Raw genomic sequence first — 11,188 nt, 5'->3', positions numbered from 1 at the left:
TGGTACTGCAGGGGGGACCCTGTGGGAGAGTAGGACACCGCCGGACTCCTTTTAGTCAAGAAGGCCACCCAATGCTGGGTGGCCTTCTTGCGTTAACGGGCCGCGCCGCCTTGCGTTAACGGGCCGCGCCGCCGAACCTGCGCGCGCAGGGCACGGCCTCAACGCGTCGTGCGGGCCTCGAGAAGCGCTGCAGCCTCGCGGACCTCCGTGGCCAGTGCTGCGTCGCGGCCGTCCTGCGGTGCGTCACGGCTGTCGCCGGCCCAGGTGACCGCCACCGCAGCGACAGGCCATCCTGTGCGATCCGCGACGACGGCACCGACGGACCGCAGGCCGTCCGCGACCTCGCCGTCCTCCGTGGCGTACCCGCGCTCCCTCACCTGCCGCAGCAGCTCACGCAGCTCCGACGGCCGACGAGGACCGCGACCCGTCCGGTCCGGAAACGCCGAGGGCCCGGGATACAGCGCCCTGATCTGTTCACGGGGCAGCGCGGCGAGCATGGCGCGGCCCGTCGCCGTGAGATGAGCGGGGAGGCGCACGCCGACATCGGTGACCAGGGCCGGGCGTCGGGCCGCACGTTCTTCCACGATGTACAGCACGTCACTGCCGCTCATCACGGCGAGGTGCGCACTCTCTCCCAGGCGGTCGGAGAGCGCCGCGACGATCGGCCGGCCGAGACGGGCGAGCGGTTGCTGACGGGCATACCCGCCCGCGAGCTCGAACGCGGCGGTGCCGAGCGCCCACCGCTGGTCGTCGCGAAGGTGGATCACGAAGCCCCGGGCGGCCAGCGTGTTCAGCAGGTGATAGACGGTGGACCGCGGAAGCCCGAGCTCCCGCGCGATCGCCGACGCCGCGACCGGCGCCGGACGGGTGGCCAGGTGGCTCAGGATCCGCAGCGTCTGGTCGGCGGCCGGCACGCTCGTACCGGCCACGGCGCGCTCGCTGCTGTCTGGGATCACAGACACAGGATCTCACGAAGACACCGCGCGACGGGGCCGTCGGGTGTGGAATCGGATCCATGAGCTCTTCCACCCCCGTCGTCGTCGGTCGCGGTCCCGTGTCTCTCGCGAATGTCGTCCGCGTGGCTCGTCACGGAGCACCCGTCGTCGTTCCCGCCGATGCCCTGGAGCGGGTGGCCGAGACCCGTCGTGTGATCGACGGGCTCGCGTCGGATCCGCACCCGCACTACGGAGTGTCGACCGGCTTCGGCGCGCTGGCCACGACGTTCATCGCGCCCGAGCGTCGTCTGCAGCTGCAGGCGAGTCTGATCCGCTCGCACGCCGCCGGTACCGGTCCGGAGGTCGAGCGCGAGGTGGTCCGCGGACTGCAGCTGCTGCGCCTGCAGACCCTCGCCTCCGGTCGCACCGGGGTGCGGCCCGCGGTGGTGGAGACGTACGCGGCGCTCCTCAACGCCGGCATCACACCGGTCGTGCGCGAGTACGGCTCCCTCGGCTGCTCCGGCGATCTGGCGCCCCTCGCCCACATCGCGCTCGCGACCATGGGGGAGGGGGACGTGCGCGACGCGCAGGGCACTCTCGTCCCCGCCGCCGACGCCCTGGCTGCCGCGGCGATCGCTCCGCTGACACTGGTCGAGAAGGAAGGCCTCGCGCTGATCAACGGCACGGACGGCATGCTCGGCATGCTGGCGCTGGCCCTGCACGACCTCGACACACTTCTTCTCACGGCTGACGTGGCCGCGGCGATGTCCATCGAATCGCAGCTCGGTACCGACGCCGTCTTCGCTGCGGACCTGATGGCGCTGCGTCCGCAGGCAGGACAGTCGATCTCGGCGGCACACCTTCGCGCGCTGCTCGCCGATTCGCCCATGGTGGCCAGCCACAAGGGGCCGGAAGACGGACGTGTGCAGGACGCCTACTCCCTCCGGTGCTCTCCGCAGGTGCACGGGGCCGCCCGGGACACGGTCGCGCACGCCGAGACGATCGCGCTGCGTGAGCTCTCCAGCGTGATCGACAACCCGGTCATCACCCTCGACGGCCGCATCGAGTCCAACGGCAACTTCCACGGCGCACCCGTCGCCGCCGTGCTGGACTTCCTGGCCATCTCGGTCGCCGACGTCGCCTCGGTGTCGGAGCGCCGCACCGATCGCGCGCTCGACCCCGCGCGCAGCCACGGACTGCCGCCCTTCCTGGCCGCGGAGGTGGGAGTGGACTCGGGCCTCATGATCGCCCAGTACGCCGCGGCGGGCATCGTCTCCGAGCTCAAGCGCCTGGCCGTGCCCGCCTCGGTCGACTCGATCCCGTCGTCGGCGATGCAGGAGGACCACGTCTCGATGGGCTGGGCGGCCGCCCGCAAGCTGCGCCGTGCGATCGATGGACTGTCGCGCGTGCTCGCGATCGAGATCCTCACGGCTGCGCGAGCCCTCGATCTGCGCGCGCCCCTCGAGGCCGGAGCCGCGACCGGCGCCGTCCGCGACCTCGTGCGGACCGTCGCCGCCGGTCCGGGCCCCGACCACTACCTCTCGCCGGACATGGAAGCCGTGACCGCACTCGTCCAGTCGGGCCAGGTCGCCCGCATCGCAAAGGAGCACATGCATGAGTGACACCGTCGAACCAAAGAGCCGCACCGTCCGCGCACCGCGAGGGAACACCCGCACCGCCAAGAGCTGGGGCGCGGAAGCCGCCAAGCGCATGCTCATGAACAACCTCGACCCCGAGGTCGCCGAGCACCCCGAAGAGCTCGTGGTCTACGGCGGGACGGGCCGCGCGGCGCGCAGCTGGGCCGCATACGAGGCGATCGTCCGCACGCTCGACGAGATCGAGCCCGACGAGACGCTGCTCGTGCAGTCGGGCAAGCCGGTCGGCGTGTTCCGCACGCACGAGTGGGCGCCCCGCGTGCTCATCGCGAACTCGAACCTCGTGGGCGACTGGGCCACGTGGCCCGAGTTCCGTCGGCTGGAGGAGCTCGGGCTCACCATGTACGGGCAGATGACCGCGGGGTCGTGGATCTACATCGGCACGCAGGGGATCCTGCAGGGGACGTATGAGACGTTCGCGGCCGTCGCCCGCTCGCTCGGACGCGATTCTTTGCGCGGCACTCTCACGCTGACCGCCGGCGCCGGGGGCATGGGGGGCGCGCAGCCCCTCGCCGTGACGCTGAACGAGGGGGCCGTGCTGATCGTCGACGTGGACGAGACTCGGCTTGCGCGTCGCGTCGAACACGGCTACCTCGACGAGTACACGCACGACCTCGACGCCGCCGTCGCCCGAGCGGTCGCCGCGAAGGACGCGGGACAGGCGCGCTCCGTGGGCGTGGTCGGCAACGCCGCCGAGATCTTCCCCGAGCTGCGGCGCCGCGGAGTGCCCATCGACATCGTGACGGATCAGACCAGCGCGCATGACCCGCTCGCCTACCTGCCCGTCGGCGTATCCGTGGCGGACTGGCGAGCCGAAGCCGCGCGGGACCCGGAGGAGTTCACCCGACGGTCGCGGGCGTCGATGGCGGCGCACGTCGAGGCGATGGTCGGGTTCCTCGACGACGGGGCGGCCGTGTTCGACTACGGCAACTCCCTCCGCGCGGAAGCCGAGCTGGGCGGATTCGACCGCGCGTTCGCGTTCCCCGGCTTCGTACCCGCCTACATCCGTCCCCAGTTCGAGGAGGGTCGAGGGCCCTTCCGCTGGGTTGCGCTCTCCGGCGACCCCGCCGACATCGCGAAGACCGACCGCGCGATCGCCGAGCTGTTCCCGCAGGACACCGCCCTCCGTCGCTGGCTGGACAAGGCCGGGTCCTCCGTGCAGTTCGAGGGCCTCCCGGCACGCATCTGCTGGCTCGGCTACCAGGAACGGCACCTCGCCGGGCTGAAGTTCAACGAGATGGTGGCCTCGGGGGAGCTGTCCGCGCCGATCGTGATCGGTCGTGATCACCTCGACGCCGGGTCGGTGGCGTCGCCGTACCGCGAGACCGAGGCGATGAAGGACGGCTCAGACGCGATCGCCGACTGGCCGCTGCTCAACGCGCTGCTCAACACGGCCTCGGGCGCCTCTTGGGTGTCGCTCCACCACGGCGGCGGCGTCGGCATCGGGCGCTCGATCCACGCGGGCCAGGTGACCGTCGCGGACGGCACGGACCTCGCGGCCGAGAAGCTCGCGCGAGTGCTGACGAACGACCCGGGGACGGGCGTGATGCGGCACGTGGACGCCGGGTACGAGCACGCCCGCGAGGTGGCGCGCGAGCGCGGCCTGACGATCCCGATGCTCTGACCCGCCCGGACCCAGGAGACCGCATGCCCACGCTCATCACCCGCATCGGCGAACTCACCACGAACGTCGTGAGCGACCGCGATCCCTGCGGTACCGCCGTCGACGCAGCTGTGCTCCTCGACGAGGGGCGCGTCGTCTGGACGGGCCCCGCTGGCGATGCCGCGGCGCGCACCGCCGGGCTGGCAGACCTCGAGGTCGTGGACGCTGCCGGACGTGCCGTGATCCCCGGGTTCGTCGACAGCCACAGCCACCTCGTGTTCGCGGGCGACCGCGCCGCCGAGTTCGAGGCCCGCATGGCGGGGCGCCCGTACACCGCCGGAGGCATCCGCTCCACCGTGGCCGCGACCAGGGCGGCGACGGACGCCGAGCTGCGGCTGCGGCTGCGGCGGTTCCGCGACGAGATGCTCGCGCAGGGCACCACGACCGTCGAGATCAAGAGCGGGTATGGGCTGAGCGTCGAGGACGAGGAACGGCTCGTGCGGCTCGCCGCCGAGATCACGCCCGAGGTCACGTTCCTCGGAGCGCACGTCGTGCCACCGGAGTACGCGGATCGCGCCGACGAGTACGTGGACCTAGTGGCGGGTCCCATGCTCGACGCCTGTGCGCCGCACTCCCGGTGGATCGACGTGTTCTGTGAGACCGGCGCCTTCACCACCGCGCAGTCGCGGCGCGTGCTGGAAGCCGGCATCGCCCGGGGACTGGGCGCGCGGGTGCACGCCAGCCAGCTCGGCCCCGGCGCGGGGGTGCAGCTCGCCGTCGAGCTCGGCGCCGCGTCGATCGACCACGGCACCTACCTGACCGATGCGGACGTGGCGGCGCTCGCCGGATCCGACACCGTGCTCACCCTGCTGCCCGGGGTGGAGTTCTCGACGCGTCAGCCGTACCCGGACGCGCGACGACTGCTCGATGCGGGGGTGACCGTGGCGCTCGCGTGCGACACCAACCCGGGGTCGAGCTTCACCTCGTCGATGCCGTTCTGCATCGCCGTGGCCGTGCGCGATATGGGCATGACCCCGGCGGAAGCGGTGTGGGCGGCCACGGCCGGCGGCGCCCGCGCCCTGCGCAGAGACGACATCGGCACGCTCGCACCGGGTGCACGCGCGGACCTGGTGCTGTTGGAGGCGCCGAGCCGCGTGCACCTGGCCTACCGCCCCGGCGTTCCGCTCGTGCACCGGGTGTGGAAGGACGGCGTCGAGGTCGGCTGACCGCCCGCGCTCCGGCTCAGGAGCGGACAGCGTCCGCCGCGGACACCCTCGCCGGCCTCGCCGGCACGATCCTCATCGCCGGAGCGCGAGCCCGGTCAGCAGCTCCAGCACGCACAGGGCAGCGAGTCGCACCGTCCGAGCGTCGGCGGCATCGGCGGTCGCGTCGACCTCGGCGATGTCGGCGCTCACGACGCGGGGATCCGACGCCACGGCACGCGTGAGGGCGCGGAGCTCCCACGCCTGCAGCCCACCGGGGACGCTCGCCGGACAGCCGGGAGCGACGGCGCGGTCGCACACGTCCACGTCGACGTCGAGGTGCACGCGCGGGTCGGCGCCCGCCCCCGCGACCTCCAGCGCCTCGGTCACCACGTCGGCGGCACCCCGCCGCCGCAGTTCGTCGAGCGTGATCACCCGGATGCCCCACTCGGCCGCGCGTCGGGCGTAGGCGACCGAGTTCGCGAAGTCCGCGATCCCGATCTGCACGACCCTGGTGGGGTCGAGCCGCGTCGTCGGCAGGAGCGACGCCACCGGGGTGTCCTCGACCAGGCGCCGCACCGGGCTGCCGTTGGACACGCCGTCGCGGAGGTCGAAGTGCGCGTCGAACGTGATGAGCCCCGTGGCCCGCGCGCCGAGAGCGACCGGGTACGTCAGGGAGTTGTCTCCGCCGAGGGCGACCACGAGCTCCGCCGCCTCCGAGAGCTCTCGCACGCGGGCGATCACCTCCGACTCGCCCTCGGCACCGTCCGGCTCGGCGACGTCGCCGGCGTCGGCGATGCGCAGCAGCTCGTTCAGGTCGAGGGGCGGCGGACCCATCAGTGCGGTCCCGTAGCGGGGGAGGGCCTCGCGGATCGCGGCGGGAGTCGCGTGCGCTCCGGTGGGCGACAGCGAGGTGCGCCAGGTCGGCACGCCCAGCAGCACGGCGTCGGCCGCGGCACCGAACGCGGGCCAGGATCCGGCACGGGGCCAGAGCGGGTCGTGGGACAGTGCCATGTCAGACTCCCGGGATCAGGGCGTGCGCGAGCGTGAAGATCGCCAGGCCCGCGAGCGCGCCCACCACGGTGCCGTTCAGGCGGATGTACTGCAGGTCCCTGCCCACCATCAGCTCGATCTTCTCGGTGGTCTCGGCGGGGTCCCAGCGCTCCACGGTGTCGGTGATGATCGAGGCGATGTCATGACGGTAGCGCTCGACCAGGAAGACCGCGGCGTCGGACCCCCAGGTGTCGACGCGACGCTGCAGGGCGGCGTCCGTGGTGAGGCGCCCGCCCACCTCCTGCAGCGCCTGCACCGCCCGGCTCCGCAGTCCGCTCTCCGGATCGGCGAGCGAGGTGAGCAGTCCGTTCTTCGCGGTGTTCCAGGCCTCGGCGGCCAGCGCTCCCACCCGGGGGCTGTCGAACAGCGACGCCTTCGCGCTCTCGAGCTTCGCGCGGGTCGCCGGGTCGTTCTGCAGGGCGTCGGCCAGCCGGGCCAGATAGCCGTCGACGGCCAGGCGTGCCGGGTGGTGCGGATCGGCCTGCACGGCGCGCACGAACTTGAGGGCCTCGTTGTACACCGTGTCGTCGACGAACCGATGCGCGAGCTTCGGAACCCAGCCGGGGAGGCGTCGCGACACGAGCCCGGTGAACGAGGTGGCGTTGGCCTCCAGCCAGCGCTCGATGCTGTCGGCCGCCAGGTCGACGGCGCCGTGGTGCGCCTCGGACTCGACGATCTTCTCCAGCCAGGCCCCGGCGGGCGGACCCCACTCCGGCGCCACCAGGTGCTCACGGGCGAGATCCGTGAGCAGGTCACGGACGTCGTCGTCGCTCAGGGCGTTGAGCACCGCCGTCGCGATCGTCGCGCCCTCCGCGGCGACGCGTTCCGCATGGGGCTCCTCCCGCAGCCACTCGCCGGCGCGGCGCGCGATCGCGGTGGTCGACAGCTTCGTGCGCACCACGTCGGCGGCCAGGAAGTTCGTCTCCACGAACTCGCCGAGCGTACGGCCGATCTCGTCCTTGCGGTTGGGGATGATCGCCGTGTGCGGGATGGGCAGCCCCAGCGGGCGACGGAACAGCGCCGTGACCGCGAACCAGTCCGCGAGAGCACCGACCATGCCGCCCTCGGCCGCCGCGCGCACGTAGGAGAGCCAGCCGATGCGTTCCTGGAACGCGAAGGCGATCACGAACGCGAGGGCCATGAACAGCAGGGCGCCGAGGGCGACGGCCTTCATCCGCCGCAGCGCTCGCCGCCGTTCCTGATCGGCGAGGGAGAGCAGCGTCGTGGGTGTTCGCGGCATGACGTCATCCTTTCACGGTGCGAGTACCCTCGATACGTGATCGAAGACATCAAGAAGCGCGCCCTGCATCGCACGAGCATCCTCGAGGGTCAGATGCGCGGCGTCGCGCGGATGATCGAGAACGAGGAGTACTGCATGGACATCATCACGCAGTCCCGGGCGATCCAGCGCTCCCTCGAGTCTCTCAACCGGTTGCTGCTCGAGAACCACCTGCGCACGCACGTGACCCACATGTTCGAGGAGGGCGGCGAGGAGCGCGACAAGGCCGTCCTGGAACTGCTCAAGGCGTTCGACTTCGACTCCAAGTAGTCCCGCCGGCCGCCCGGCTCCTCAGCCGGCGGCCACCTCGTCCGCCACGGCCAGCGTCTCGTCGATCACCCGCAGCCCGCGCCGCAGCTCCTCCTCCTCGATCACCAGCGGCGGCGCGATGTGCATGCGGTTGAAGTGCGTGAACGGCCAGACCCCTGCGCGTCGAGCGGCCGCGGCGAACGCGACCATGGGCGCAGCGTCGGCCCCCGCGGCGTTGAACGGCACCAGCGGCTCCCTGGTCTCCGCATCCCGCACGAGCTCGACCGCCCAGAACAGCCCGCGCCCCCGCACCTCGCCCACGGACGGGTGCCGTTCGACCCAGGAGCGCAGGGTCGGCTCGACGACGCGCTCGCCGAGGTCGCGGACGCGCTCCAGGATCCCGTCCCGGCGGAACACCTCGAACGTCGCGACGCCGGCCGCGCACGCCAGCGGATGCCCGGAGTACGTGAGCCCGCCCGCGAACGGCATCGTGTCGAACGCGCGGGCGATGCGGTCGGAGATCACGACACCGCCGAGGGGCACGTAGCCCGAGTTCACGCCCTTCGCGAAGGTGAGGAGGTCGGGCTGCGCGCCGAACGCGTCGATGCCGAACCACTCGCCCAGGCGTCCGAACCCCACCATCACCTCGTCGGCGATGTAGACGATGCCGTAGCGGTCGCACAGCTCGCGCACCCCCGGGAGGTAGCCGGGCGGCGGCACCAGCACGCCGTTCGTGCCGACGACCGTCTCGATGATGATCGCCGCGATCGTCTGCGGTCCCTCGAGCTGGATGGTCTGCTCCAGGTGGGCGAGGGCGCGCTCGGCCTCCTGCTCCGGCGTCTCGGCGTGGAACGGGGAGCGGTACAGGTACGGGCCGAAGAAGCGCACGGCTCCCGCGTCGGCGGTGTCGTTCGCCCAGCGGCGGGGGTCGCCCGTGAGCGAGATCGCGGTCGAGGTGGAGCCGTGGTAGCTGCGGTACATCGACAGCACCTTGCGGCGACCGGTGGACTGGCGTGCCATGCGCACCGCGTACTCGTTCGCCTCGGCGCCGCCGTTGGTGAAGAACACCTTCTCGAAGCCGTCGGGCGCCACCTCGGAGATCAGCCGGGCGAGCTCGCCGCGGACGTCGTTGGCCATGGCCGGCTGGATGGTCGAGAGCCGCCCCGCCTGCTGTTGGATGGCGGCCACGAGGTCGGGGTGCTGGTGACCGAGGTTCAGATTGACCAGCTGGCTGGAGAAGTCGAGGTAGGCGTTGCCGTCGTAGTCCCAGAACGTGGAGCCGTGCCCCGCGGCGACGGGCAGCGGATCGATCGCGGCCTGCGCGCTCCAGGAGTGGAAGACGTGCGAGCGGTCGTCGGAACGCACGCGCGCGTCGGCCGCCGCATCGGGCAGGGGAAGGGTGGCGCCGTGCCGATCGGTGTAGGTGGTCATGAGTCGTGCCCTCCGGTCGCGGTGGTCAGTGGTTGCTCGGGAAGCCCAGGTCGATCTGGGAGGGGGTGTGGTCGGGCCAGCGAGTCGTGACGACCTTCGAGCGGGTGTAGAAGTGGATGGACTCGGGACCGTAGATGTGGGAGTCGCCGAACAGCGAGTCCTTCCATCCGCCGAACGAGTACGCGCCGATCGGTACAGGGATCGGCACGTTCACCCCCACCATGCCGACCTCGACGTCGAACTCGTACTGGCGGGCGGTGCCGCCGTCGCGCGTGAAGATCGCGGTGCCGTTGCCGTAGGCGTTGGCGTTCACGAGGGCGACCGCGTCGGCGTAGGTGTCCACACGGACGACCGACAGCACCGGGCCGAAGATCTCCTGGTCGTACGCGGCCATGCCGGGACGCACATGGTCGAGCAGGCTCACGCCGAGGAAGAACCCGTCGGAGTCGAACTCCTGCCGCGTGCCGTCGACGACGACCGTCGCGCCCTCCGCCGGTGCGCCGTGCACGTACGAGGCGACCGCGTCACGGTGCTCGCGCGTGATGAGCGGTCCCATGTCGCTCGCGGCGTCGGTGCCGGGGCCGATCCGGAGTCCGCCGATGCGTGCGGCGACCGCGGCCACCAGGTCGTCGGCCACGTCGCCGACCGCGACCAGCACCGACACCGCCATGCAGCGTTCACCCGCGGAGCCGTAGGCGGCGGACACGGCCGCGTCGGCCGCGGCGTCGAGGTCGGCATCGGGCATCACGACCATGTGGTTCTTCGCGCCGCCGAGCGCCTGCACCCGCTTGCCCGCGGCCGACGCCCGCCGGTAGATCGAGCGCGCGATGGGGGTGGAGCCGACGAAGCTCACCGCATCCACGCGGGGCGAGTCGAGCAGGGTCTCGACGGCCTCCCGGTCGCCGTGCACGACGTTGAGCACGCCGTCGGGGAGCCCGGCCTCCCGGAACAGCTTCGCGAGCCAGACCGCGGCGGAGGGGTCCTTCTCGCTGGGCTTGAGCACGACCGTGTTGCCGCACGCGATCGCGGACGCGACCATCCACAGCGGCACCATGACCGGGAAGTTGAACGGGGTGATGGCCGCCACGACACCGACCGGCTGCTTGACGGAGTGCACGTCCACGCCGCGGGCGACCTGTTCGCTGCGCTCGCCCTTGAGCAGGTGCACGAGCCCGGCGGCGAACTCGACGTTCTCAATGCCGCGCGACACCTCGCCCGCCGCATCGGAGAGCACCTTGCCGTGCTCGGATGTCACGATCGCCGCGAGCTCGGACGTGCGGTCGGCGAGCAGCTGCCGCAACCGGAAGAACACGTCGGCGCGCTTGATCAGGCTGGTGGCCCGCCACGCGGGGAGCGCCGCGGCCGCGGCGGCGACGGCGGCCTCGACCTCCGTGGCGTCGGCGAGCGCCACCTGCTTCGTGATCCGGCCCGTCGCGGGGTCGTACACGGGGGCGGTGCGGCGTGCCGCCGCGGTCTCGCTGCCGTCGATGATGTGTCGGACGATGTCCACGGTTCCTCCGCTGGGTGATGCGCGTGACCGGACACTCTGACCGGCGCTCGCTACGCTGGGTTGAGTCCATGGTCACAGAGCCGGCAGGAGATGCGGAGTGTCAGAACGTCGGGAGTTCACCCCGTCCGAGACAGATCGTCCGGAGCGACACGGATCGCCGCTGCTGCGGGTCGCGGACGTGGTCGCGCTCCCCGTGGTGCAGGACGGTGCGCCGCGCGTGCTCGTGGGCGGGGCGGCGCTGGACGCGGACGTGCGCTGGGTGCACGCGTCC

General features: G+C 72.0%; 9 protein-coding genes. 4 read left to right on the top strand and 5 right to left on the bottom strand.

Annotation, left to right across the window (positions count from 1 at the left end):
- Nucleotides 1–158: 158 nt before the first annotated feature.
- Nucleotides 159–962 (bottom strand): IclR family transcriptional regulator, encoded by an 804-nt coding sequence (locus DW299_RS03415; protein WP_240745304.1) that lies wholly within the window; start codon nucleotides 960–962, stop codon nucleotides 159–161.
- Nucleotides 963–1,015: 53 nt separating this feature from the next.
- On the opposite strand from DW299_RS03415, the gene hutH reads away from it, so the two are divergent.
- The 3 genes from hutH to hutI are packed head-to-tail and all read left to right on the top strand — an operon-like array spanning nucleotide 1,016 to nucleotide 5,419.
- Nucleotides 1,016–2,557 (top strand): histidine ammonia-lyase, encoded by a 1,542-nt coding sequence (hutH, locus tag DW299_RS03410; protein WP_136035670.1) that lies wholly within the window; start codon nucleotides 1,016–1,018, stop codon nucleotides 2,555–2,557.
- Complete coding sequence (gene hutU / locus DW299_RS03405) at nucleotides 2,550–4,214, top strand: urocanate hydratase (protein ID WP_136035668.1); 1,665 nt, start codon at nucleotides 2,550–2,552, stop codon at nucleotides 4,212–4,214. The genes hutH and hutU overlap by 8 nt, the downstream gene beginning before the upstream one ends.
- A gap of 23 nt (nucleotides 4,215–4,237) precedes the next feature.
- Complete coding sequence (gene hutI / locus DW299_RS03400; RefSeq protein WP_136035667.1) at nucleotides 4,238–5,419, top strand: imidazolonepropionase; 1,182 nt, start codon at nucleotides 4,238–4,240, stop codon at nucleotides 5,417–5,419.
- 72 nt (nucleotides 5,420–5,491) lie between these two features.
- Here hutI and DW299_RS03395 read toward each other — a convergent pair whose 3' ends face one another.
- On the bottom strand, nucleotides 5,492–6,409 hold the full coding sequence (locus tag DW299_RS03395) for an arginase family protein (protein WP_136035665.1): 918 nt from the start codon (nucleotides 6,407–6,409) through the stop codon (nucleotides 5,492–5,494).
- Nucleotide 6,410: 1 nt separating this feature from the next.
- Entirely contained in the window at nucleotides 6,411–7,688 is a 1,278-nt protein-coding gene (locus DW299_RS03390) for a DUF445 domain-containing protein (protein ID WP_136035663.1), read from the bottom strand.
- A 36-nt stretch (nucleotides 7,689–7,724) separates the two neighbouring features.
- On the opposite strand from DW299_RS03390, the gene DW299_RS03385 reads away from it, so the two are divergent.
- A complete protein-coding gene (locus tag DW299_RS03385) occupies nucleotides 7,725–7,997 on the top strand; it encodes a metal-sensitive transcriptional regulator (RefSeq protein ID WP_045255889.1) in 273 nt (90 codons plus the stop codon).
- A 21-nt stretch (nucleotides 7,998–8,018) separates the two neighbouring features.
- Here DW299_RS03385 and DW299_RS03380 read toward each other — a convergent pair whose 3' ends face one another.
- Complete coding sequence (locus DW299_RS03380; RefSeq protein ID WP_136035661.1) at nucleotides 8,019–9,407, bottom strand: aspartate aminotransferase family protein; 1,389 nt, start codon at nucleotides 9,405–9,407, stop codon at nucleotides 8,019–8,021.
- Nucleotides 9,408–9,432: 25 nt separating this feature from the next.
- Complete coding sequence (locus tag DW299_RS03375) at nucleotides 9,433–10,917, bottom strand: CoA-acylating methylmalonate-semialdehyde dehydrogenase (RefSeq protein WP_136031148.1); 1,485 nt, start codon at nucleotides 10,915–10,917, stop codon at nucleotides 9,433–9,435.
- Nucleotides 10,918–11,188 lie beyond the last annotated feature (271 nt).

Origin of the sequence: Microbacterium sp. K35, assembly GCF_004794375.1 — a bacterium.
GTDB lineage: Bacteria > Actinomycetota > Actinomycetes > Actinomycetales > Microbacteriaceae > Microbacterium > Microbacterium sufflavum.
The sequence above is the reverse complement of the archived record's forward strand: the minus strand, read 5'-3'. Positions and strand labels throughout refer to the sequence as shown.

What these genes read in the sequence shown, in the direction of transcription:
- hutH (WP_136035670.1), top strand. Translation starts at nt 1,016, where the DNA reads ATGAGCTCTTCCACCCCCGTCGTCGTCGGTCGCGGTCCCGTGTCTCTC.
- hutU (WP_136035668.1), top strand. Translation starts at nt 2,550, where the DNA reads ATGAGTGACACCGTCGAACCAAAGAGCCGCACCGTCCGCGCACCGCGA.
- hutI (WP_136035667.1), top strand. Translation starts at nt 4,238, where the DNA reads ATGCCCACGCTCATCACCCGCATCGGCGAACTCACCACGAACGTCGTG.
- DW299_RS03395 (WP_136035665.1), bottom strand. Translation starts at nt 6,409, where the DNA reads ATGGCACTGTCCCACGACCCGCTCTGGCCCCGTGCCGGATCCTGGCCC.
- DW299_RS03390 (WP_136035663.1), bottom strand. Translation starts at nt 7,688, where the DNA reads ATGCCGCGAACACCCACGACGCTGCTCTCCCTCGCCGATCAGGAACGG.
- DW299_RS03380 (WP_136035661.1), bottom strand. Translation starts at nt 9,407, where the DNA reads ATGACCACCTACACCGATCGGCACGGCGCCACCCTTCCCCTGCCCGAT.